This is a genomic window from Aquirufa sp., from assembly GCF_964796385.1.
In genome coordinates this window covers 1-24303 of sequence record NZ_CBAUBA010000040.1, presented here as the reverse complement: position 1 = coordinate 24303, position 24303 = coordinate 1, and the positions used below count along the sequence as shown (strand labels likewise).

Genomic DNA, 24303 nt, shown 5'->3' with positions numbered 1-24303 from the left:
TTAGTAATTGTCGATGGTGTTCCAGTTGCTGATGTAAATCAAGTCAACCCGAATGATATTGAGTCTCTCTCGGTTTTAAAAGATGCTGCTTCGGCATCAATTTATGGCTCTAGAGCTGCTTCAGGTGTAATTTTGATTTCAACCAAACGAGCTAAAACTGACCAGGCATCTATTCAATATAGTTACGAAAATGGAGTAGATATGCCTACACAGTTGCCTGAATATATGCGTTCATTGAGGTATATGGAACTTGTCAATGAACTTCGTTGGAACGATGCAGGTAATGGAGCTAATAAATTTCCAACATTCAGTCAAGATTTAGTAAAGGATTACAATCAAAAACATATTTCTGATCCTGATAGATATCCTGATACGGACTGGATGGCTTTGACACTAAACAAAAGAGCACCGAGAGAGGCGCATAGTATAAGCGTTATCGCTGGTTCGCAATTTGTTAAGTCAAGCGTTTCTTTACGTTATGAGAAGCTAGGAGGTTTCTATGAAAACAAAGACTACGGTCGAATTTTTGTTCGATCAAATAATGACTTTACGATTAACAAGTACATCGGTGGTACACTTGATATTAATTTTAAACGAACGAATACAACTGATCCAACTGCGAATGATCCGTTGGGAAGGGTACGAATTTCATCACCTATTTACCCAGCACTTTGGGCGGATGGTCGAATTGCAGATGGTAAAGCAGGAGAAAACGTCTATGCGAAGATTAAATATGGTGGTACAAATGATAATAATTTCAACCAAGTGGGTGGAAGAATTGGATTGGATATTAAACCCATTGATGGGCTAAAATTGTCAGCTATTCTTGCGCCTATTTTTGATTTTGATTATCAAAAAAGATTCAATAAAAGAGTTGATGCTTTTGCCTCGGATAATCCAAATCAGTTTGTTGCCACGCTAATAAGTGGTGGTTTGACTACACGCTTGGATGAAAATAGATCAACAAATATTAATTTGACTACCCAGCTTTTAGCTAATTATCTAAAAACTATTGGAAACCACGATTTTACAGTTTTAGCAGGTTACGAAAATTTTTATTCTAAGTCAGAATCCATGGGTGCTTCGCGTGACCAGTACCTTTTCGATACATATCCTTTCTTGAATCAAGGTCCGGCTGCATTGCGCGATAATTTTGGTACTGCATTCGAAACAGCTTATCGCTCTTATTTTGGACGCGCAACGTACAGTTACAAAGACAAATATTTAGTGCAAGCTAATATTCGTCGGGATGGCTCTTCAAGATTTAATGAAGATTATCGTTGGGGAGTTTTTCCATCGATATCTGCGGGTTGGGTAGTGAGTGAGGAGTCTTTCATGAAATCACAAGATGTTCTTTCATTTCTAAAGTTGCGTGCTTCATGGGGTTCACTTGGAAATGAGCGAATTGGTAATTATCCGTCAATCGGTATTATGAGTTTTGGCAATGCCCTGTTTTTCCAAAACAACATCGTTAATGCGCAACAAACAGCAGCTCAAATTCAATATGCAATCAAAGATATTTCATGGGAAAAAACTAGTTCAACGGATGTCGGCTTTGATGCATATTTCATGAAGAATCGTTTGAAGTTGACCGTAGATGGCTATTTTAAAGAAACCAAGGATATGCTTCTCGCCTTACAAATTCCCATTTTCGTAGGTTTTGAAAACCCAAATCAAAATACGGGGATAATGACAACGAAAGGTATCGATTTAGATTTGGGATGGACGGATAACATCGGGAAATTAAGGTATTCAGTTTCTGCAAATCTTTCGCAATTCAAATCAATCATGGGAGACTTAGGGGGAACAGAATTCTTAGGTGATAGAATTAAAAAATTAGGAAGTGAATTTGATGAATGGTATGGATATCGTGCAGCTGGAATTTATCAAACGCAAGAGGAGGTAACTAATTCGGCCAAGCTAAGTAATAATGTAAAAGTTGGCGATATCAAATACACGGACATAAGTGGTCCTAATGGGGTGCCAGACGGTAAAATATCGCCGGAATATGACCGTGTATTATTGGGAGGATCACAGCCTCAATGGATGTACGGCGGTAATATAAAACTGGATTACCAAGGATTTGACTTAGGGATCACCTTCCAAGGTATTGGCTATCAAGCTGTGTCTAACCTTTCATTTACAGACTATAATGCAGAAAACTGGGGAGTATTTCCGGTTTATTTAGATGGAGGAAGTACTTGGAGTTTGAATAATACGCCTGAGCAAAATTTAGCAGCTAAATATCCAAGATTTACGGAGACAAATAAAGGACTAAATAGAGCCATGTCAGACTTTTGGTTATTTAATGGTGGTTATTTCCGATTAAAGAATATTACAATCGGATATACTGTTCCTGCTAGAATTTCGCAAAAAATCATGTCTAAAAACATACGAATATTTGTGAATGCCACTGATATTTTTACCGCAAACAAATACCTAAAAGGATGGGATCCTGAAGGAATAGGTACCGTATCAACTGTTATGGGTGGATTTAATATTAGTTTTTAATTTTTAAAATTTCAATATCATGAAAGCAAAAATATATAGTGCAGTCTTAAGCTTACTTATATTAGCGTCCTGCCAAAATTCATTGGATTTGTACCCATTAGCTGAGCCTTCTGCTGATAAATGGTACTCTAACGAAGTTGAAATACAACTCGCTCTTAATGACCTCTACCGTATTGATTGGTGGCAATGGGACGAAGATGGCACTAATAATAGTTTTTTGTCAGATGATGGTTTTTACCGTCAGTCGCTGTCTCAAATAAAAGCAGGAACGGTAACAAGTCAGTCTGTATTTTCTACTAATCTGTGGAGAGACTGTTACAAAGCGATTGCAAGAGCTAATCGAGCAATTTCGGCTTTGAATAGTGCAGAAACTAAGAGTAAAGTGTCACAAGCTAAGTTGGACGTTTATTTAGCAGAAGCTCGCTTTCATCGAGCAGCTCAATATTCCAAGTTGGTAACTAAATTCGGAGATGTTGTCTACAGCGATAATGTAATTAGTATCGAGGAGGCCTATGCGATAGGAAGAACAGACAAAAAAACAGTAACTGCTAAAATTTACGAGGATTTTGATTTTGCTATCAAAAATTTACCCCTTTCGTATCCTACCTCAGCAGTAAAAAGAGTGAGTAGAGGAAGTGCAATGGCGTTAAAAGCGCGGCATGCTTTATATGAAAAAGATTATCGAGTTGCAGCTGAAGCAGCAAAAGCTTGTATGGATTTGGGTCAATACGAACTACATAGTGATTATGCAAATTTATTTCTTCAGAGTACAAAGAACTCCAAGGAGGTTATATTTTCAATTCCACGTTCTTTGGAGTTAAATATAACAATTGGGCCAACCTCAGATAAGATTACACGAAACTCAGGTGGATTCGCGGCAGCGAATCCAACATGGGATTTATTTTGTTCTTATCTGTGTAAAGATGGAAATACCATTGATGTTTCACCACTTTATGACCCAAGAAATCCATTTAAAAATAGAGATCCTCGTTGTACGGCAACTATTGTTGAATTTGGAACAGCTCATTTAGGATTTATTTACGATCCTAATCCAACTGCAATACAGGTAACTAGGTTAAGCAGTAATTCTAAAGTAACTAATAATGATAACCGCGCAAATGCCCAATTTGCCTCATTTAATGGGCTAGTTTGGAAAAAAGGAATAGACGATTCGTGGTTACAAAATGGAAGACGAATAGCGCCAGAACAAATAATTATACGCTATGCTGATATTCTATTAATGTATGCTGAAGCTAAAATTGAATTAAATGAAATCGATAAATCTGTTCTAGACGCTATGAATTTAGTTAGAGCTAGGGCTTATAAAGTTACATTAACAGATGCAAACTACCCAGCAATTAAAAATGGTAACCAAGCTCAGCTTAGGAAGCAACTCCGTATGGAACGGAGAATGGAACTTGCTGCAGAGGGAGTGAGGTACATGGACTTGGTTCGCTGGCGTTTAGCTGAAAAAGTTTTAAACCGACCAATCTATGGGTTACTAGATCCTAAAGATTTAAAAGAAAAAATTGTAGATAAAAATCTTTGGTTTTTTGCGGGTACACCTAAAATTGATGAAGATGGGACACCTGATTTCAGTGAGATGGCAAAAACAGGTCTGATAAGGAACTTGGTTCCAACTACCTGGAATAATCGTCAATATCTGTGGCCAATTCCTACACAAGAGATTCAAATTAATAAGAATATGAAGCAAAACGAAGGGTATTAATCTCTATTCTAAGCCCACATTCATCAAATGTGGGCTTATTTTAATTATTTTTTATTCATTTATTTTTAATTAATACGAATGAGAATTTACTTTAATTCCCTCTTGTTGTTAATTGTATTTATTCCTCTTCATGTATTTGGACAGAAAAATACATCCGTTAGTGGTGTATTTCCTCAACTCGCTATGGTGGCAAATCACAGCCCGAGGACTGAGGCAGGTACGGGTGGCTTAATGCCTTGGGCTAATCGTCTCTGGGTAATAACTTACGTTGCACATTTATCTCCATCCGGTTCCGGAACTGGTCTGTATGAAATAAATGATCAAATGGAATTAAAGAAAAGGGCTGAAAGCATCGTCGGGACTTATGCCAATCGATTTATTCATGCCCCTTCAAATCAATTAATTATTGGCCCCTATGCCATAGACACATTGGGTAATGTTCGGGTTTTTGAAGGCCTAAAAAACTTTAGACTTTCCGCGACCATGGCACATTTAACAGACCCTGGCAATAAGGTATATTTCTTGTCTATGGAAGGAGAGTTTTTTGAGGCTGATGTTACCACATTAAAGTCAAAACAACTTTTTAATTTGATGAATGAGTTGAAGGAACCCGCTGGTTCGAAACCACATTTCAAATCTGGATTCACGAAACATGGTAGGGTAGTTATCACGAATAATAGTTATAACGAAAAAGATTACAATGGCGCATGGTCTGCTGGGCGTTTGGCTGAGTGGGATGGTGCCACTTGGAAAATCTTAGAAAAAACAGCATTTACAGAAGTTTGGAGTGCAGGAGCGTTTGGTCAACCTATGATTGCTACAGGATGGGACAAGGCATCTGTTCTTATGAATGTTTATTTCCCTTCAACTAAAGAGTGGAAAAGATATCGCTTACCCAAAGGAAGCCGCACTTTTGATGAAACAAGCTGTACCGAATGGATGCGAATCAGAGAAGTAGAAACAGAAAGAGCTCTTATGGATTGTCATGGGTTGTTTTATGAGATTGGGTATCATACGTACGGAAATCAACTTTGGGCAATTAAACCTATTTCCTCTCACCTACGCGTCATTCCCGATTTTTGTAGTTGGCGCGGAATGCTTGTGTTAGGCGGGAACCAGGCTACACCCATGCGTTTCAGTAGTGGTTATGACAATAATCCATTAGCTGGGCAAGCTCAGGCAGGATTATGGTTTGGAAAAACGGATGACTTGTGGAATTTTGGCAAATTGCAAGGAGAGGGAGGGGTTTGGCTTGATTCAGAAATCAAAAAAGATGTAGCCTCTGATCCATTTTTGACCTTTAATTTTAACAATAAATCATTAAACATTTGGCATAAAAGTAATGTAGATGTTACATTTTCAATTGAAGCAGATGTGGTGGGAAATGGTGAGTTTAAAACCTATAGAACGATTACAGTTAAAGCAAATGAATTAAAAAATATAGATTTTTCAGAATCATTTAATCCCAAATGGATTCGGTTGGTTTCAAATAAAGATTGTATTGGAAGTGCATACTTTACTTTTAAATAAATATTTACTCGTTAATCTTCGTTTTATGTCACTATCGAAATCGTTGTTGTCTTGTTTAATTGTAGGGTTATTTGCCATCAATTCACATGCCCAATCTTTACCTAAGTCATCATATCTTCAATTTAGCGGGATCTACCCGCATTTAGCTTATTATAATAATGAAGGAGAATGTGGGACAGGTGCTGTAGTACCTTGGGCTGATAAGCTATGGGTTATCACATATGGGCCACATTTGCCTTTTGGTTCGTCTGATAAGTTGTACGAGATTAACACAAGGTTAGATCGGTTGATTCGACCAGAAAGTATTGGAGGAACTCCAGCGAATCGAATGATTCACCGGGAAAGTAATCAGTTATTTATTGGACCCTATGCGATTAATTCAAGCGGTAATGTTCGGACCATTCCTTACACTCAAGCTCCTGGGCGACATACGGGCTTAGCAAGAGATCTAAAAAATCCACAAAACAAATTACTCTTAGGTACAATGGAGGAAGGTTTTTATGAAGTAGATGTACATAATCTGAGCACCAAATTACTTTATCAAGACGGCAACTTAAAAGAAAAAAAGACGAATGATATAGCCAATAATTCTAGCAGTTCATTATTGCCTGGTGCCCATGGCAAAGGACTTTATTCTGGTCAGGGCGTAATGGTATATTCAAATAATGGCGAGTCTGGAGACAAGGCACTTAAGCAATTTGACATAGAATCGGGTTCATTATCTGAGTGGGATGGGAAAGATTGGAAGGTGATTCGCCGAAATCAATTTGTTGAAGTATCTGGTCCTGGCGGAATTTATGGAAATAAGAACCCAGAAATGGATGCTATTTGGGCTACAGGTTGGGATCATAAATCTGTATTAGTAGGGGTAAGAGGGTCAGGTAAATGGTCCTTTTTTAGACTTCCTAAAGCTAGCCATAGTTATGATGGTGCGCACGGCTGGAATACAGAATGGCCGCGTATTCGGGATGTAGGTACGCCTGAAATGCCCGAGTATTTGATGACAATGCATGGCATGTTTTGGCATTTTCCTCAATCCTTTTCTATCTTAAATTCAACTGGAATTCGTCCCCGTTCTGCCTATTTAAAAGTGATTGGAGATTTCACTCGTTGGCAAGGCGGTTTGGTTTTTGGCTGTGACGATTCGGCACAAAAAGAATTTTTAAACAAACGAAAAGCTAAGGGAAATATAGAAGGTCCAGGTCAATCGAATTCAAATTTGTGGTTTACTTCAGTCGAGACTCCGGACCAATTGGGCCCAAATACTGCGCAAGGCGCAGTATGGCTTTCAGAAAAAATAGAGGCAAATGTTAGTTCAGAGCCGTTCTTATTTGCTGGCTGGCAAAAGCGAATGGCATGGATATCAAATGCGGGTGATGAAGATGTGATATTTAGTTTTGAAGTGGATGCAACGGGGAAAGGTATTTGGAAAAAAATTCGAAGCGTTGTCGTGAAAGCAGGTAGCTCATCAAGCGTTTCTTTTCCGTCCACGGAAGTAGGTGAGTGGATTATGGTAAAATCAAATAAATCTACGACAGCAACTGTCCATTTTAATTACACAGATGATACGCGATTTGTAGCAGGCGCTGATAAAATATTTGCGGGAATTAGTCCCATTGCTGGGAATGACTATTCAGCAGGACTTTTATATGCCCTTGGTGATAAACGTCGGAAACTTGGAATTTTGGCAGGGGATTTTGCTAAGGGTAAATTCAATGAAGTAGGTTACTATGAATTGGATAGTGCCATGCATTTGACGCGCAAAGAGGATCCGAAAACGGCTGATTTTATTCGATCAAAATTTGAAATTTCTAAAGATGCAATTATCGTGGAGGAAGCGTCTGTTTTAGTTGTGGACGATGCGGGAAGAAGATGGCGTTTGCCAAAAGGGAACGAGAACTTCACGAATAAGATTCAATCGGGATCGATGCGTATTGACCGGGAAGTGGCTACTGAACGTGATTTATTGAATGCACATGGTACATTTTATGAGCTTCCTGCAGAGAATGCAGATGGATATGCTAAAATTAGACCTGTGGCGTCACACGCTTTATCCGTACATGATTATGCATCCTATCGTGGTTTATTAGTTATGACTGGAATTAATCATGGAAATTTAAGTAATGAGCACATAATCACGTCTACTGATGGGAAAGCAAAAGTTTGGGCGGGGACCATTGATGATCTTTGGAAATTAGGAAAACCGCTTGGTCAAGGTGGTCCATGGAAAAATTCACAAGTTGTAGCAAACACGAAATCTGATCCTTATTTAATTGGATTTTACGATAAAAAAAGCTTGAAAATTTCACATAAATCAAACCAAACAGTTAAGTTTAAAATCGAAGTTGAGCCGATTGGCCATGGCCCTTGGATGACATTTAAAGAGGTATCAGTTAAGCCAAATGAAACTTTTGAATATACGTTTGCTCCTGATTTTCAGGCTCGGTGGATTCGTTTTTCAGCCGATAAAAATTGTGAGGCGACAACTTGGTTGACATATAGGTAATTGATTTAATCATTTTATTTTTACGAGTTACCGTCGATGACATTTATGACAAATTATGATAAATTATCTAAACTTTTCAGTATTCCTGTCATCATAGCGGCCTTTTATGCAATAGACGAAACCCATGGTAAAGACTTAAATTTTATTTAGTATTAATTATAGATGTGATTTGTTCGTTTAAAATTCATCCATTATGAAAAGAAGAAATTTTGTAGGCTTATTAGGAAATACTAGCCTAATGTTGTTAGCTGGTAATATGGCTAACGCTTTTGGATCAAAATATGATTCAAATTCAAATGAATTTGTTTTTGTTGAAGCAGAGCAATTTGAAAAATTTGGAGGCTGGAATATAGACCAACAATCCATGGAGCGAATGGGCAGTCCTTATTTATTGGCCCATGGATTAGGCATTCCTGTTGAAGATGCAACTACCACAATAACTTTTCCTTCAGAAGGGACATATCGTGTTTGGGTTCGTACCAAAGACTGGGTTGCTCCATGGAATGCGCCAGGTGCTCCAGGTAAGTTTCAGTTAAAAGTAAATGGCAAGCCTATTAAGGAAGTGTTTGGTACAAAAAGTGCCGACTGGCATTGGCATGATGGAAAAACGATAAAAGTTGGCAAAAGCGCAAAACTTGCACTACACGACTTAACTGGTTTTGAAGGTCGATGTGAGGCTATTTTATTCTGTAAAGACTTAAATTTTGAGCCTACGAATGACATACAGGCGTTGACTAAATTTAGACGCAAGTTGAATGGATTACCTGAAAATCCGGAATTTGGTGGCTCATTTGATTTTATTGTTGTTGGTGGTGGTTTAGCTGGTACTTGTGCTGCGATTTCAGCCGCAAGAAATGGTGCTAAAGTGGCGCTTGTTCAAGACCGTCCGGTACTTGGGGGCAATGGCAGTTCTGAAGTTCGTGTTTGGCCAGAGGGTCATACGAATAAAGAGCCTTATCCACATATTGGAGATATCGTATCAGAGATTTTACCAGACATCACAAAAGGAACAGGTCAAGTATTTAATGGGGTAAGTGCTGAATACTACGATGATGAGTTGAAATATCAAAAGGTAATTCAGGAGCCTAATATTACGTTATTCATTGAGAATCGAGCGATTGAAGTTAAGAAAACAGGAGATAAAATAACGTCAATAGTAATTCAGCATTTACGCACATCCAAACACTTGGAATTAAAAGCATCTTATTTTGCGGATTGTACGGGTGATGCGACGTTAGGTTTTAAAGCTGGAGCGGATTATGAGTATAAAGTTGAGAACTTAATGGGAAGCACTAATTTGTTTAATGTGCTTGATGCGACCAATAAAGAGGAAGTTCTCAAGTGTGAATGCAAGGATAAGAGTGCTTTGGCGTTAAAATGTGAAGTGGGCAATTATGCACAACCTTTTCCAAGATGTCCATGGGCATTAGATTTGACAGATATGCCATTCCCGGGTAGAAAAGGTGTTAAGACTTTCGGTAAAGAAGGCTTGCAATCATTTGCAAATATGTGGTATTGGGAGAGTGGTTTCAACAAAGACCAAGTCAATGATATTGAATTGATTCGCGATCATAATTTCAGAGCCATGTATGGTGCGTGGGATGCTATCAAAAATGTAGATAAAATGTATCCCAATCACCGCTTAGGCTGGTCTGCTTATATCGCAGGAAAAAGAGAATCAAGAAGGTTGATGGGAGACGTTGTTTTAGATGCAGAAGATTTCAAATCTCAGAAGAAATTCTCAGATGGATCATTCCCGTGTTCTTGGCATGTGGACCTACATACGCCCAAAACAGAGTTTAAATCTGGATTTGAGGGGAATGAATTTGTAGCTGATTATACGCGTGGAAAAGAATATCAATATGGCAATTTGTATTGGGCTCCTTACCGCACGTTGTACAGTCGGAATATTTCAAACTTATTTATGGCAGGACGTAATATCAGCGTTACCAAGACTGGTTTAGGTCCAGTACGTGTCATGAGGACATGTGGTATGATGGGTGAAGTTGTGGGTAAAGCAGCCTCGATCTGCGTGAAAAATTCCGCAAGTCCTCGTCAAGTATACGAGCAATACTTGCCTGAATTAATCAAGTTGTTGAGCGCTCCAGGAAAGAATAAGGCCTAATCATTACTAGTTAATAGGTATATTTTTGTAAGAAATAACGCTACTTGATAATTGGTTACTTTTTAAGTTTAAAAGTTTAGATAAGATCGTTTTATTAGTTTTTAAATTAAGGTTGGATAAAACAATTTTGATTCTGGTTCTTCAAAACCTCTCGAGAAATTCTCGGGAGGTTTTTGTTTGGAACGCATGTTGAAGACGCGAGGTATCACGCCTCTACCTACTTCAAAATTCTAAATTGATACGGGGCAAAATGCATGTACTCATGATCCATGCCCACCTGTAACGTTTCCTGCGACCATAAATCAGTCACTTGAGCTGGACGAGAACCAAAGCTGTTCAATACATACCACTTTAGCGCCTGCGGTGAAGCACTGAAATTGAATATAAAGAATACTTTTTCGCCCGCTAGAAAACGTTCGAATCCGATGACGGAGTTGTTGTGGACTTCGAGCCAACGGGTATTTTTGAGATCAGCCACAACCGGCAAGGATTTACGCAAGGCAATCAACCGCTGCATGGATTGAAAAACCTGTTGTTCAATCGTTCCTTTTTTGTCTATCAGTTCCGCCCGTTTCCAGTCGATATTCGGCCGATGCATCCAGCGATTATCATAGCTTTTTCCTGGATCTTGTAAATAGGAATAGTCATTCGTATAGGCCACTTCATCTCCGTAAAACAACATCGGTAAGCCACCCACAAACATGGATTGTGCCTGCATTAATATAATCTTATCGATCGACGTTTGAATGAGTGCGGAGTCTTTGGCCTCAATCGCTGACTCCAACCCACACAAGGATGCCAAAGATCCCGATAAACGCGCATCCTGCGTTTTTGGATTAATAGCAAACAATGCACCGCGCGCTGGCGTACCCGGGAAGGTCCCGCTGTAATAATTTTTGATGTACATCCGGTGATCATACGGAGTAAAACCCGCATGCTCAATCATGTAGTCGTCATATCCCAGGCCAATATCATCATGGCAACGGGTATAAGTCAACCACGTCGCTCCTAATGGTTTACGCTGTAATTCATGTTGGGCGTTATTCATAATTCGAATATCTCCTGTCGCCAACGCATCCCATTGCACGGCCATTTGCGTGGCATTATAGGCGAAATCACACTCATGCGTTGCGTATCTCCCCGTACCAAAATACTCCATAATCTGCGCCGGAGCTACAATCGCCTCGCCCAAAATCGCCATGCCCGGCGTGGCCACTTCCACACACATTTTGATCAATTGGAGTAGTTGGTGCGCCTCCGGAAGATTCTGACACGTCGTTCCCATTTGTTTCCAAATGAATGCCGGTGCATCGATTCGCACTACATCCACGCCCAAATTGGCATAGAAAAATACGTTGCCAAGCATCTCCACAAACACGCGCGGGTTCGTGTAATTCAAATCCCATTGATACTGATGAAACACAGTCATCACCCATTTGTCGGCTTTTTCATCATACGTAAAACTCCCCGGTGAACTTTCCGGGAAAATTTCAGGCATTGTCTCATCCATCAAATCTGGGGTGCGGCGATCATCGTACATGTAAAAATAATCCTGGTATTCTTTGATTCCTTTCTTTGCCAACTTCGCCCATTCGTGGTGATGCGAGGTATGATTGAGCACGATGTCAATCATCAAATACATGTCTTTTGCTTGCAATTCAGCCTGAAACGCGCGTAAATCATCGATTGTTCCTAAGCGATCTTCGACCACTCGGAAATCTTCCACCGCATAGCCGCCATCACTTTCCCCTTCCGGGCTTTTAAACAAGGGCATCAAATGCAAGAAATTAACACCTAGTTTTTCGAGGTAAGGAAGTTTAGAAGGGAGCTTATTGATTTGACCAGCAAAGCGGTCCACATATAAACTCATGCCCACCAGTTCTTGACTCAAGAACCACGTGCCTTTTTTTTCCTTGTCGGTGTCCCGCTTTTTTAACGCATCCGATCGATCGAGGTGCGCCTGACAAATGGAATTTAATAAGGTTTCGAATAATCCTGCCGCTAAGGGGTGGGACCCGTAAATGCCGTGAAAATGGGTAAATATATCATCCAGGTTCGCCGTGAAGCGTTCCTGAAAAGTGGCATCTTTGATTTTATGCGATTTGATTAGCTCATGGAGCTTTTTTTGAAGGGCTGGGTTGTACACGGATATTAGTTAAAAATACTGTTATTCAAATGTTTAAATGCCTCCATCGCGCCCATATATTCACAGGTTCGCGCACCGGCTTTGTTGGCATTCTGGATGATTTTATTCCAACCTTCAAATCCTAAATTCGAAGGATTTAAGGATGCTTCATCCAACTGGTATAAGACGGCACCCACGAACGCATCACCCGCACCGGTGGTGTCCGTTGGCTTAATCGCAATACTCGGAATGATGTAGGTTTTTCCACCTAATCCCAAAAGCGTTCCTTCTTTGCCTAGAGTAATTGTAAATACGCCAGGTATATTGTTTAGTAAGTTTTCTGTTGCTTCTTCTAGGGAATTTTTTCCTGTAATGAGCATTGCTTCTTCATCACTTAATTTGGTGAAATGCGCTTGTTTCAGGAATGTCCACGATTGTTTGATGAAGCTTTCTTGTTTGTCGCCAAACAACAAATGCCGGTAATTGGGATCAAAACTGATTGTTTTGCCTTCGTTTTTCACGGCGTTCAATAAGTGATAATAGGCAGCATTTAAAGGTCCATCTAGAAATGCGGTGGCAGATCCGAAATGGATAATGTTCGTTTGGCTTAGGTCGATTTGATTGACTTCGTTCACGGTTAATTCCGCATCTGCTCCTCGGTTAAACACGAAATCGCGTTCGCCGTCCAGCATTAAGGAGACAAAAGCAAAGGTGGTAAAGTGCTTGGAATCCAAATGAACATGGTCTGTATTCACGTGGAATTCAGCCATCACCTGTTTTAATTGTTTGCCAAATGGGTCATTGCCCACTTTGGCAGACAAGGCCACGGAGCCACCTAAGGCACCGATTGCCGCGGCTACATTGGTCGGCGCACCACCTGGTTTTTTAAGAAAATTTTGTCCGTCTGATAAGCTCGCGCCTTTGTCGGTGCAGATCATATCGATCAAGGCTTCTCCAATACACAATACACTCATTAGGCTAGTTTGGTTGGGGATGGTTTAATAAAAGCTGTCGCTACGGCAGCAATGGCCAATAACACGCCTGCAAAGGTAATCGCATTTCTAGGGTCGTTGTCTAAAAAGTGCTTTAAAATATACCCAAAAGAGATATTTTGTAAGATCATCGGAATCACAATCATCATGTTGATGATGCCCATGTAGACACCATAACGTTCTTTGGGGATGTCACTGACAACAAATAAATAGGGGATGCCCATCATGCTGGCCCAGCCAACACCAAAGCCTGAGATCGCAAAGAATAACAGGTTCTTGTTTTCGATGTGTGGAAACGCCAGAAATCCGATGGCGGCTAGCAATAAACAGATCATGTGCACGGATTTGGCTCCGTATTTTTTGGCGAAATTCGCTAAGGCTAAAGCGGATAAAAACGTCACAATATTGTACCATCCGTTGACTAAACCGGTCCAGGATACCGCTTTTTCATATAGCTCCGGGTTATCTTTCGGTGTTGCATTCCAAACAGATAAGGCAATGCTTTTGGAGGAATTTTGCCAATAACAAAATAAGGCATACCATTGAAATAAATATACCAACGCTAATTGCCACATCACTTTTGGCATGACCTTGATTGCTTGAAAAATTTCAACAACCGATTCCGTCACACTGACTTTGCGCGCCCGAATCTGGGCAAGTTCCTCGGCTGTGGGTTCAATTTCCGACGTTGTCCGCATGCTCCACCAAATCGATCCAATGGAACAAATCGCTCCTAAAAAGAAGGAGGCATATACCCAAGTAGGTAGGGAGCCGGTTTTTCCGATAAAAATTAAAGGGAAAATGAAGAGCGATAAATTGGCTAAAGTTTGGCCAAAACCCGTGAAAAAGCTTTGCATTTGAAAGCCTGTGGGCTGCTGGTCCTCATTGAGTTTATCGGCCACAAATGCACGATAGGGTTCCATTGCGGTGTTATTCCCAGCATCCAATATCCACAATAAACTAGCGGCCATCCACAAGGACGAACTGAATGGGTACAAGAGTAAACAGATACTGCATAAAAGTGCCCCGATAAAGAAATAGGGCTTTCTGCGTCCCCAGCGTGGATGCCAGGTGCTATCGGAAAGGGCACCAATGAAGGGCTGAATCAATAAACCTGTCACCGGTCCCGCTAAATTCAATAAGGGTATTTCATCTGGACTTGCCCCTAAGAAATCATATATGGGATTAACCGCACTTTGCTGGAGTCCGAAGCTATATTGAATGCCGAAAAAACCAACGTTCATGTTGATGATCTGACTAAAGCTTAGCGTAGGTTTATTTATAGACATTTAGGTTTATTTTCAGATTAAATTTAAATAATCGGATGTTTTTGCGCAAACAGTACTAGACTGTTGCCTAATATTCCTGCGATAAAGGATGAATCATTAGTTCGTCGATTACGACATGCGCGGGCTGATTCATGATGTAATAGATGCTGTCGGCCATATTTTCAGGCCTCAACCAATCCGCGTGGGATGGATCGCCTTGTGGGTCTGCATGAAAATGGGAGTCAACTAAACCGGAATACACGGTAGAAACTTTGATGCCATCTTTTCTGACTTCTTTGCGCACGGCTTCGGTGAAGGCATGTTGGGCATATTTCGAGGCACAATACAACGAACCACCGTCAAAAACCCGTTTCGCTACATCGGACGCGATGGTGATGAGGTGGCCTTTTTTCGCTTCTTTCATGTGGGGTAGGACGTGTTGGGTGCACAAAAAAGTGCCTTTCACATTGGTGTCAAAAACTTGATCCCATTTTTCGCTCGTATAACTTTCGGTTGGCCCAAAAGCGCCAACGCCCGCATTGTTAATTAAGAAGTCAATTTTTTGGAAGGTGTGTGCGGTCTTTTCGATGGCCAATGTGACAAAGGCTTCATCGGCAATATCACCGGCAAAATAAAGTGGTCGGTGCCCAATTTCCGTTATCTCCGCGGCGAGGTCTTTGAGTTCGCCTTGATTGCGTGCAATGAGGCTGAGTTGGAAATTATGTCCGGCAAGTAGGAGGGCGAGTGCACGTCCAATTCCTTTGGAAGCGCCGGTTATGATGGCGGTAGGGTAGTTTTGGTTCATGTTTCAAACTTACTAAAATAAAGCGGATTGATTTTGGCTTGTTTATTGAATTATTTTTCTATTAATTTATACAATTCTAATTTTTATATCATGAAAAAGGTCAAAGACATTTTAACCAAGAAGGATGCGACTGTGATTTCCATACCTTCGGATGCAAAGATTATTGAGGCTTTGCAGTTGATGCAAGATAGTAACGTGGGTTCAGTTGTGGTCATGGATCATGGGCAATACCGCGGTATTTTGACAGAGCGTGATTATGCACGCAAGGTGATTTTATTGGATAAGAATTCATCGGATACAACGGTTGCAGAAATCATGTCAACGGATTTGCCTGGGGTAGAGTTGGGCAGTTCTATCGAAGTTTGTATGATTTTGATGTCGGAACGAAACATTCGCTACCTTCCTGTTGTTGAAAATGCGGAATTAGTAGGCATTATCTCTAGTAATGATTTGATCAAAGCGACGATTCAAGATCATTTGGAAACAATTGAACACTTGAAAAACTACATACATGCCTAAAAAGGTTGCCTTTTTAATTAATCCCCACAAGCAACAGGAGTTAGCCAGTTATGTAAGCTGGGTTTTGAAGCAGTGTCCTGCGCATCAAATCATGGTCTTTGACCGGGAGTGGCCATTCACTCTGGAAGGATATGATGAAGTTTGGGTGATGGGTGGTGATGGAACGTTTAATTATTTTGTGAATCGTTATCCGACCTGTTCCTTGCCGATTGGCCTATTCAAAGGGGGAACGGGGAATGATTTTTACTGGAAACTTTTTGGGGATTGTTCGCGTGAAGCTCATTTGGCTTCAATTCTGGCTGGTGTTCGTGGGCGATTCGATGCGGGGCAGGTGAACGAGATGCTATTTTTAAATGGTGTAGGGATCGGAATTGAGGGAGAGGTCTTACGTTCGATGGAGGCGATACGCCATATCAAAGGTGGTTTGGGTTATTATTTGGCTGCAATTCCTGCCTTGTTTAGATTTAAGCATTATCGGATTTCAGGCCTTCCCGTCTTTTTATGCATGGTGTTTAATTCATCGCGTGCGGGGGGCGGATTTCATTTTTTTCCCATGGCGTCGATCGAAGATGGGGAATTGGATATGATGATTTGTGAGCCTTTGCCCGTTTGGAAGCGTTTATTTTATATGCCCATTATTCAGTCGGGGAAGCATGTGGGTTTGCCTTTTTTGAGATTTTCGCGGATATGCCAACAAACCATTTCGTGTGATCGAGTTTTGCGCGCGCAGGTGGATGGAGAAGTATTGGAATCCAACACATTTGAATTTCGAGTTCTTCCCGCTAAATTTGATTTTATTAAACCTATCTAATATGATGCAAAAATTACTCTTGACATGCGCCACTTTCTGCTTAGCCATGTCGATTCAAGCCCAAGAGCTGGACAAGAAAAAAGTGTTTTCACGTTTAGCCGAGCGGGAAACTCAATATGGGCAAATCGCTCAAAAAATATGGAATTATGCCGAGGTAGGGTATAAGGAGAAGCAAAGTTCGTTGTTGCTGCAAGAAACCTTGCGTCAGGCAGGATTTACCGTGGAGGCGGGTGTGGCGGATATTCCTACTGCTTTCGTGGCGACTTTTGGTCAGGGAAAACCGGTGATAGGAATCATGGCGGAATACGATGCCTTGCCAGGTTTGTCGCAGGATTCTATACCCACTAAGCGTAGTTTGGGAGGTAATTCGGGACATGCGTGTGGGCACCATTTGTTTGGTACAGCGTCTGTTGCTGCGGCGATTGCGGTGCGGGACTGGATGAAAGAAACGGGTCAAAAAGGTACGATTAAATTATATGGCTGCCCGGCGGAAGAGGGTGGTTCAGGAAAAGTATATATGGTGCGGGCTGGTTTATTCAGTACAGCGGATGTGATGTTGCACTGGCATCCGGACGATGAGAATAATGTTTCAGCGGCATCTTCTTTGGCCAATAAGGCAGGTAAATTCCGTTTTTATGGCTTGTCATCCCATGCAGCAGCGTCTCCAGATCGAGGTCGTTCCGCTTTGGATGGCGTAGAGGCGATGGATCACATGGCGAATATGATGCGGGAGCATGTGCCGTCTTCGACACGGATTCATTATGTGATTACCAATGGTGGCAAAGCGCCAAATATCGTGCCTGATTTTGCGGAGGTATATTATTATGTTCGTTCGCCTAACCGCGAAGTTTTGGCAGATGTGTGGAGTCGTTTGGAGAAAATTGCCGAGGGTGCCGCGCTGGGTACGGGTACGCGATTTGAGTCGGAATTGATTGGCGGTGTATATGAGGTTTTGCCAAATCAGAGCTTGGTAAATGTGATGGGGGCTAATATGAAGGCTGCCGGCGGATATACGCTAAATGCTTCTGAGCTCGCTTTTGCGAAACAAATACAGCAAACCGTAGGTATGCAGGCAGTGGATTTAGCGACTACAAATCAAGTAGTTATGAATCGTCCGGATCCGAATGGTAGCGGGTCTACAGATGTGGGGGACGTAAGCTGGGTGGTGCCGACTGTTGGCCTGCGTGCTGCGACTTGGGTTCCAGGTACCTCTGCGCATAGCTGGCAAGCTGTCGCTGCCGGCGGTATGTCGATTGGCCGAAAAGGGATGATGGTTGCTGCGAACACGATAGCAGCCACCGCGATGGATTTATTTAAGAAACCTGCCTTGATCGAGGAGGCACGCGCGGAATGGTTGACCAAACGCGGAGGCGCCGAGTTTCAATACAAATCATTGTTGGGCGACCGCAAGCCTGCCTTAAATTACCGTGATTAATTTTATCAGTTTTTTTGCGGGGCTTTGGGTTTTTAAACCGTAGCTTTTTGCCGCCTGTTACCTTTGGCACACCTATCAGGTGTGCCAAAGGTGCGGCAAGACTTTTTTTTTCAAGATATTCATCGTAACATTGCAATGTAATAATCAATCCCCATGGGAATCACCAAGACCGATTTGTTTACCGATGAGCAAAATGCGATCGCCCAAATGGCGAAAGTATTAGGTCATCCAGCGCGTGTGGCCATTCTGCAGTATTTGGTGAAGTCGAAAACCTGCATTAATGGCGATTTAATTTCCGAGCTTGGCCTCGCCCAAGCGACCATTTCCCAGCATCTGCGTGAATTAAAAGAGATTGGTTTTATCCAAGGCACCATTGAAGGGGTGTCTGTTTGTTATTGCATTAATCCGGAAAAGTGGGCGGAGTTTAGCCAATTGTTCGGATCGTTTTTTGAAAATTATTTCGTTTCTCAACAATCTAACTGCTGCTAATCATGAGCTTTCCTCGTATGCACGTATCACTTTATGTCAGCAATTTGGCGGCATCAGTGAATTTTTATTCGACGTTTTTTGGCCAACCTGCCACCAAGGTAAAACCGGGTTATGCCAAATACGTCCTCGATAGTCCATCATTGATCATCTCCTTTATTGAAAATCCGGAGCGTGTTCAGTCCAATTTTGGTCACTTAGGTTTTCAAGTGGAAACCTTTGAGGAAATGTCCAACCGCTTAGTTCAAGCACGCGCGCAAGGTCTCGTTTCCAAAGAGGAAATCGGCACCTCATGTTGCTATGCCGTGCAAGACAAATTTTGGGCAACAGATCCAGACGGAGTTCAGTGGGAGGTTTACTATTTCCACGAAGACGCGGAATTCAACGATCCGCATTATGAAAATCAAGACGCGTCTGCGTGTTGTATGCCGCCGGTCGCTGAAAAACCTAAACTTAAAATTGCGGAAGTGCAGTCGGCAAATACCTGCGCTCCCGGATCCGGATGTTGTTAATAAATTATCAGTTTTTTTATTCATAAATACCTTAGCTTTGGCACACCTGCCAGGTGTGCCAAAGCTCAAGCAATAAGTCCCATCTTTTCACATGAATAACACCCTTAACGAAAACCTCGAATCCATTTTAGCCTTGGAAATCACGGATGAACGCAAAGCCGTTCTTCAGCCCTTGATCGAATACATCAAATCCAAACGTGAAAAAGAGCAGCCCATCCGTCTCAATTTCATCTGCACGCACAATTCGCGTCGGTCGCAATTTTCTCAGATTTGGGCACAAACAGCGGCGGATTATTTTCAATTAGCCGCGCAATGTTATTCAGGTGGCGTAGAAGTGACCGCCTGCAACGAACGAACGATTGCCTCACTGGAACGCATGGGTTTCATCGTCTCAAAACACGGACATTCGAACCCGATCTACTTCGTCTTGCACACACAAGATTCGCGTCCCATCAACGTATTTTCGAAATTGTATGACGATGTGATTAATCCTCATACGAGTTTCGCTACCGTCATGACTTGTTCCCATGCCGACGAAAATTGCCCGTTTATTCCCGGTGCAGAAGTGCGAATCCCCTTGCGTTACGAAGATCCAAAAGCCTTTGATGATACCCCGGAGGAGGCTGCGCAATACGATGAACGTTCGCGTCAGATTGCGAGTGAAATGTTTTACGTCTTTTCGCGGGTCTAGCTGGTATGGTCTCGAACCACCAACCAGCGGCCGTCGATTTTCTTGATTAACAGCGTAAAATAGCCACCTATATTCCCTAAACTTGGCCTAGCCAAATTCCAGCGACCGAGCACCCAAGCGGTTTTGCCAGCCGTGACATCGATTTCCTGTATATCAAAAGACAGCGTGCCCATCGTCTCCCGATTCGGATAACTAGTCTGATAACGCTTCAATGTAGCAGCCCAGCCTTTGGTAACTCCAGCCTTGCCGATGAACTTTAAGTCCTCGCTTTTGGCATAATATTCCATAAACTCCTCAATCTTTCCCTCATTCCACAATCTCTCCTGCGTACTCAGGACAGACTTGATATCCGAAACATCTTTATTTGTTTGTGCAAAAATAGGGAATGCCAAAAGGACGAAGGCAATCATTTTCATAGGTCAATATTTTTTTCCAAAGTAAGAAAATTTTGTCGACACATGTCGGTTTTTCGTATCAAACGTACCAAGCAAATTTTAACTTACCGATTATTGTATCATTTTTGCAAAATAATAAATTTAGACTTACCATGAAGCAATTTTTACTAGCCATTTCGCTAGCATGTACCTCGCTCGCAGCTCTTGCGCAAGCTCCCGATGAAAATCGTTTTGTTAAGTCGGTACTCGTAGACAAACTCGACGAGCCGATGGAATTTACATTTTTGCCCGACGGACGCATCGTGTTCGTAGAGCGTAAAGGGGATGTTAAGCAATACGATCCCGCGACCGGAATCACGAAGTCAATTGGGAAGATCGTGACGAATACGAAATACACCAACCGTGCCGGACAAGTTCGTGAAGCCGAAGAGGGAGTGATGGGTGTGATTGTGGATCCCAAATTCAAAGAAAATCATTGGTTATACATCTATTATGCACACCCGAAAGAAGCGAAACACGTGTTGGCACGTATCGAACTAAAGGAAGAGCAATTGTTGATAGACCAACAAAAAATTGTTCTTGAAGTTCCTACCCAACGGGAGGAATGCTGCCACACTGGTGGGGGTATGGTGTTCGACAAGGCAGGAAATTTATTCTTGACTGTTGGCAATAACACCAGTAACAGCAATTCAGAGGGTTATGCACCCATCGATGAACGTCTGGGTCAGGCTTATTGGGATGACCAACGGGGTGCTTCAAACACGAATGACTTGCGTGGTAAAATCTTACGTATTCATCCAGAGAAAGATGGTTCTTATACCATTCCGAAAGGAAATTTATTTGCTGCAGGAACGCCTAAAACTCGCCCAGAGATCTACACGATGGGTCACCGTAATCCTTGGAGACCAAGTTTAGATTCAAAAACTGGGTTTTTATATTGGGGTGAAGTAGGCCCAGATGCTTCGGTAGACTCAGAAAAAGGTCCACGTGGCTATGATGAATTTAACCAAGCGAAAGGTCCAGGATATTTCGGTTGGCCTTATTTCATCGGAAATAACCAAGCTTATTCCGATGTGAATTTTGAAACTTTGGCCATTGGACCGAAATTCAATCCGGCTGCTCCTGTGAACGAATCACCGAACAACACGGGTTTACGCGAATTGCCTCCAGCAACGAAGGCAATGATTTGGTATCCGTATGGTATTTCGGAAGAATTCCCATTAGTGGGTTCATCGGGACGTTCGGCAACGGGTGGTCCGGTATATCACCGGGCAGATTTTCCCAATGCCAAGCGTGCTTTTCCATCGTACTACGAAGGAAAATGGTTGATCGTTGAATTCATGCGTGGCTGGATTATGGCCGTTACGATGGATGAAAATGGTAATTATAAATCAATGGAACGCGTTATGCCAAATACAACCTTCGGTTCTGCAATCGATATGGATTTCAGCCCAGAAGGAGATTTATACGTGTTGGAATACGGATCTGCCTGGTTTAGAGGAAATGAAAATGCGCGTTTGGTGAAGATTGAATACCAAGGAGGAAATCGTAAACCGGAGGTTTTGGCGACTGCAGCTACAAAAGCAGGCTCCGCTCCATTTGCGACAACCCTTTCTTCGGAAGGAACAAAAGATGCCGACGGCGATAAGTTGACCTACACCTGGACCGTGAAAAAAGCGGGTAAAGTAGTTAAGACATTGGCAGGTGCTTCACCCGCTTTGGCCTTGAAAGATCCAGGTAAATATGCCGTAACCTTGAAAGCGACAGATGCAAAAGGCGCAAGTAATTCGTCCGCATTGGAAATCTTAGTGGGTAATGAAGCGCCTATCGTAGATATCGATTTCGAAGGAGCCAACAAATCATTTTACTTCGCAGACTCAGCACCGAAATACAAGGTGAAGGTGACGGATAAGGAAGATGGCGAATTGGAAAAAGGTATCGCAGCGGAATCAGTAGCGGCAACCTTGGATTACATTCCTTTCGGGTATGATCCGATTGAAATGTCGCAAAGTCACCGCAAGGCGGATTCAGATTTATTTGCTTCTGCTGGTTTACGTTTGATCAATAAGAGCGATTGTAAGTCGTGTCACCAGTTGAACCTGCGTTCCGTAGGACCAAGCTACAATGAGGTTGCGGTAAAATACAAAGGCCAAAACATCATCGACCAATTAGCTGATAAAGTGATTGTCGGTGGTATGGGTGTTTGGGGCGAGCATGCGATGTCGGCACACCCTGCCATCTCCAAAGCTGACGCGAAACAAATGGTGTCCTACATCATGAGCTTGAGCGAGCCAAAAGCATCGAATAAAATTGCCTTGAAAGGGGATTTAGCTTTAGTTAAACCAGAAGGACAGAAATCATCGAAAGGTGTATTTGTAGTGCGTGCGACGTATGTGGATAAGGGTAACAAGAAAATTGCTCCAGTTCAAGCGGAGAAGTGGGTATTCTTACGTGCGCCCCAATTGGACGTTGAAAAAGCGGATGTGACCAAAGGTATCATGCAGTTGATTACGCCAGGTCGGTCAACCAACATGGTCGGTCAAAATCCACACATAGGCTATAAAGGTTTGGATTTAACGGGAATATCGACCATCGAAATTGCTGCGACTGCGCAAGCGCGTGCGAATGCCACAGGAGGAGTGATTGAAATCCATTTGGATTCACCTGCAGGACCGGTGATTGGTAAAACAAATTCAATTGATGTTGCACAAGGAGGATTTGGTGGGCCACCAGCATCAGCAACGCCAGGAAAAGGTGCGCCACTTGGAACACCGGTTGCGACTGCGGCACCTGCAGCTGTTTCTGCGGGAGGGGCTCCGGCGCAGCAAGCACCGCGTAGACAAATGACGACGCCAATTCAAAAAGTTGCGATTCAAGCAACGACAGGTGAGCATGATGTGTATTTTGTCGCGGTAAATCCGAAGGCGGCGGACCAACAAATCGTGGTGCAGATCCAAGGAATTGAGATGAAAAAATAGTTTGCTTAAAGTAGTTAGCGGGCTTACGTGTCTTTATGATGCGTAAGCCCTTTTTTTATGCGTGTTACTTTTGCGTTCCTGCTGATTTCCTCGAGCCTATTCGCTCAAAAAAATATCACTGCTGCGTCCGATGCGACCGCGCCTTTGCATGCGTTACAAGCGGATTATCCAACCCGCTACGGTGCCGCGAAACCGGAGGAGGTACTCTCGGTCGTAAACCGTGTGTTTTCCTACTTGGAGGTGGCCACACCGAATCAATTTGTCAATAAAACGACGGGGGCTGTTTGGTCACCAGGCCAAGCATTCGAAGATCAAACCGTTTTCTCCAAAGGAGATTTCCGACCGATTTCTTACGAATGGGGTGTCACCTACTCGGGGATGTTGGAGCTTAGCCGCATCACCGGTTCCCCGAAATACAAAAATTACGTATTCAATCGCTTAAACTTAATTGCCTCAGCGATTCCAGCCGCGCAGAAAAATGATGCCAAACATGTATTACACGGCTTGATCCATCCGCGTGCCTTAGATGACATCGGGGCGATGGGAATGGCCGTCATTAAGGCCAAAAAGGCAGGTTTTTCAACCGACATGTCCTTCGTCACCAAACGCGCTTCCGATTTTATCTTGAAAGAAGAACACCGTTTACCGGACAGAACGCTCGTTCGTATACGTCCGCTTCACCACACGATGTGGCTAGACGATGTGTACATGGCCATTCCCGCGCTGTTGCAATTAGGTGAATATGATGAAGCCGTATTTCAGTTTAATTCCTACCGCAAACGCATGTTTAATACCAATTTAAATATCTACATGCATGGGTATTTAGTGGATGCGGAGGAACATCCAGAGTTTCATTGGGCACGTGCCAATGGCTGGGCATTATTG

The 24303-nt window shown here is 42.4% G+C and carries 18 protein-coding genes; 13 read left to right on the top strand and 5 right to left on the bottom strand.

Annotated features, from left to right (window positions below; genetic code table 11):
- The 5 genes from AC1W6K_RS10570 to AC1W6K_RS10550 form a co-directional block, all read left to right on the top strand.
- A partial coding sequence (locus AC1W6K_RS10570) for a SusC/RagA family TonB-linked outer membrane protein (protein ID WP_481947455.1) occupies window positions 1-2511 on the top strand: 2511 nt, incomplete at its 5' end.
- Window positions 2512-2530: 19 nt separating this feature from the next.
- Window positions 2531-4240: a RagB/SusD family nutrient uptake outer membrane protein gene (locus tag AC1W6K_RS10565; protein ID WP_481721986.1), complete on the top strand. Its 1710-nt coding sequence runs from the start codon at window positions 2531-2533 to the stop codon at window positions 4238-4240.
- 78 nt (window positions 4241-4318) lie between these two features.
- Window positions 4319-5770 (top strand): hypothetical protein, encoded by a 1452-nt coding sequence (locus AC1W6K_RS10560; RefSeq protein ID WP_481947454.1) that lies wholly within the window; start codon window positions 4319-4321, stop codon window positions 5768-5770.
- A 25-nt stretch (window positions 5771-5795) separates the two neighbouring features.
- Complete coding sequence (locus AC1W6K_RS10555) at window positions 5796-8276, top strand: hypothetical protein (RefSeq protein WP_481947453.1); 2481 nt, start codon at window positions 5796-5798, stop codon at window positions 8274-8276.
- Window positions 8277-8469: 193 nt separating this feature from the next.
- Window positions 8470-10401: an FAD-dependent oxidoreductase gene (locus AC1W6K_RS10550; protein WP_481947452.1), complete on the top strand. Its 1932-nt coding sequence runs from the start codon at window positions 8470-8472 to the stop codon at window positions 10399-10401.
- A 217-nt stretch (window positions 10402-10618) separates the two neighbouring features.
- Here the strand turns inward: AC1W6K_RS10550 and AC1W6K_RS10545 are convergent, their stop codons facing one another.
- From AC1W6K_RS10545 to AC1W6K_RS10530, 4 genes are all read right to left on the bottom strand, one after another.
- Window positions 10619-12547, bottom strand: a complete 1929-nt coding sequence (locus AC1W6K_RS10545) for an alpha-amylase family glycosyl hydrolase (RefSeq protein ID WP_481947451.1) — start codon at window positions 12545-12547, stop codon at window positions 10619-10621.
- 5 nt (window positions 12548-12552) lie between these two features.
- Window positions 12553-13500 (bottom strand): carbohydrate kinase family protein, encoded by a 948-nt coding sequence (locus AC1W6K_RS10540; protein WP_481947450.1) that lies wholly within the window; start codon window positions 13498-13500, stop codon window positions 12553-12555.
- Window positions 13500-14807, bottom strand: a complete 1308-nt coding sequence (locus AC1W6K_RS10535; RefSeq protein ID WP_481947449.1) for an MFS transporter — start codon at window positions 14805-14807, stop codon at window positions 13500-13502. Before AC1W6K_RS10535 ends, AC1W6K_RS10540 begins: the two co-directional genes overlap by 1 nt.
- A gap of 67 nt (window positions 14808-14874) precedes the next feature.
- Window positions 14875-15591, bottom strand: coding sequence for an SDR family oxidoreductase (locus AC1W6K_RS10530; protein WP_481947448.1), 717 nt, complete (start codon window positions 15589-15591; stop codon window positions 14875-14877).
- 90 nt (window positions 15592-15681) lie between these two features.
- Here AC1W6K_RS10530 and AC1W6K_RS10525 point away from each other — a divergent pair, with 90 nt between their 5' ends.
- The 6 genes from AC1W6K_RS10525 (at window position 15682) to AC1W6K_RS10500 (ending at window position 20045) form a co-directional block, all read left to right on the top strand.
- Window positions 15682-16110 carry a CBS domain-containing protein gene (locus AC1W6K_RS10525; RefSeq protein WP_481719112.1) on the top strand — a complete coding sequence of 143 codons (429 nt, stop codon included), beginning with the start codon at window positions 15682-15684 and terminating at the stop codon, window positions 16108-16110.
- The gene (locus AC1W6K_RS10520; RefSeq protein ID WP_481719113.1) at window positions 16103-16921 is read left to right on the top strand and encodes a diacylglycerol/lipid kinase family protein; all 819 of its coding nucleotides are present in this window, start codon (window positions 16103-16105) and stop codon (window positions 16919-16921) included. Before AC1W6K_RS10525 ends, AC1W6K_RS10520 begins: the two co-directional genes overlap by 8 nt.
- A gap of 4 nt (window positions 16922-16925) precedes the next feature.
- Window positions 16926-18356: an amidohydrolase gene (locus tag AC1W6K_RS10515; RefSeq protein ID WP_481947456.1), complete on the top strand. Its 1431-nt coding sequence runs from the start codon at window positions 16926-16928 to the stop codon at window positions 18354-18356.
- A 153-nt stretch (window positions 18357-18509) separates the two neighbouring features.
- A complete protein-coding gene (locus tag AC1W6K_RS10510; RefSeq protein WP_316070152.1) occupies window positions 18510-18845 on the top strand; it encodes an ArsR/SmtB family transcription factor in 336 nt (111 codons plus the stop codon).
- A gap of 2 nt (window positions 18846-18847) precedes the next feature.
- Window positions 18848-19354 carry an ArsI/CadI family heavy metal resistance metalloenzyme gene (locus AC1W6K_RS10505; RefSeq protein WP_481719114.1) on the top strand — a complete coding sequence of 169 codons (507 nt, stop codon included), beginning with the start codon at window positions 18848-18850 and terminating at the stop codon, window positions 19352-19354.
- 91 nt (window positions 19355-19445) lie between these two features.
- Window positions 19446-20045, top strand: coding sequence for a low molecular weight phosphatase family protein (locus AC1W6K_RS10500; protein ID WP_481947447.1), 600 nt, complete (start codon window positions 19446-19448; stop codon window positions 20043-20045).
- On the opposite strand, the gene AC1W6K_RS10495 is transcribed toward AC1W6K_RS10500, so the two are convergent.
- Window positions 20042-20461 carry a YybH family protein gene (locus AC1W6K_RS10495; protein ID WP_481947446.1) on the bottom strand — a complete coding sequence of 140 codons (420 nt, stop codon included), beginning with the start codon at window positions 20459-20461 and terminating at the stop codon, window positions 20042-20044. The genes AC1W6K_RS10500 and AC1W6K_RS10495 overlap by 4 nt on opposite strands.
- Before the next feature lie 131 nt (window positions 20462-20592).
- Between AC1W6K_RS10495 and AC1W6K_RS10490 the strand changes: the two genes are divergently transcribed.
- Together AC1W6K_RS10490 and AC1W6K_RS10485 are read left to right on the top strand one after the other, a co-directional pair.
- Window positions 20593-23418 (top strand): PQQ-dependent sugar dehydrogenase, encoded by a 2826-nt coding sequence (locus AC1W6K_RS10490; protein ID WP_481947445.1) that lies wholly within the window; start codon window positions 20593-20595, stop codon window positions 23416-23418.
- Window positions 23419-23475: 57 nt separating this feature from the next.
- A partial coding sequence (locus AC1W6K_RS10485) for a glycoside hydrolase family 88 protein (RefSeq protein WP_481947444.1) occupies window positions 23476-24303 on the top strand: 828 nt, incomplete at its 3' end.

Coding starts and splice junctions, on each gene's coding strand:
- AC1W6K_RS10565 (WP_481721986.1), top strand. CDS start 2,531: ATGAAAGCAAAAATATATAGTGCAGTCTTAAGCTTACTTATATTAGCG.
- AC1W6K_RS10560 (WP_481947454.1), top strand. CDS start 4,319: ATGAGAATTTACTTTAATTCCCTCTTGTTGTTAATTGTATTTATTCCT.
- AC1W6K_RS10555 (WP_481947453.1), top strand. CDS start 5,796: ATGTCACTATCGAAATCGTTGTTGTCTTGTTTAATTGTAGGGTTATTT.
- AC1W6K_RS10550 (WP_481947452.1), top strand. CDS start 8,470: ATGAAAAGAAGAAATTTTGTAGGCTTATTAGGAAATACTAGCCTAATG.
- AC1W6K_RS10540 (WP_481947450.1), bottom strand. CDS start 13,500: ATGAGTGTATTGTGTATTGGAGAAGCCTTGATCGATATGATCTGCACC.
- AC1W6K_RS10535 (WP_481947449.1), bottom strand. CDS start 14,807: ATGTCTATAAATAAACCTACGCTAAGCTTTAGTCAGATCATCAACATG.
- AC1W6K_RS10530 (WP_481947448.1), bottom strand. CDS start 15,591: ATGAACCAAAACTACCCTACCGCCATCATAACCGGCGCTTCCAAAGGA.
- AC1W6K_RS10525 (WP_481719112.1), top strand. CDS start 15,682: ATGAAAAAGGTCAAAGACATTTTAACCAAGAAGGATGCGACTGTGATT.
- AC1W6K_RS10520 (WP_481719113.1), top strand. CDS start 16,103: ATGCCTAAAAAGGTTGCCTTTTTAATTAATCCCCACAAGCAACAGGAG.
- AC1W6K_RS10515 (WP_481947456.1), top strand. CDS start 16,926: ATGCAAAAATTACTCTTGACATGCGCCACTTTCTGCTTAGCCATGTCG.
- AC1W6K_RS10510 (WP_316070152.1), top strand. CDS start 18,510: ATGGGAATCACCAAGACCGATTTGTTTACCGATGAGCAAAATGCGATC.
- AC1W6K_RS10505 (WP_481719114.1), top strand. CDS start 18,848: ATGAGCTTTCCTCGTATGCACGTATCACTTTATGTCAGCAATTTGGCG.
- AC1W6K_RS10500 (WP_481947447.1), top strand. CDS start 19,446: ATGAATAACACCCTTAACGAAAACCTCGAATCCATTTTAGCCTTGGAA.
- AC1W6K_RS10495 (WP_481947446.1), bottom strand. CDS start 20,461: ATGAAAATGATTGCCTTCGTCCTTTTGGCATTCCCTATTTTTGCACAA.
- AC1W6K_RS10490 (WP_481947445.1), top strand. CDS start 20,593: ATGAAGCAATTTTTACTAGCCATTTCGCTAGCATGTACCTCGCTCGCA.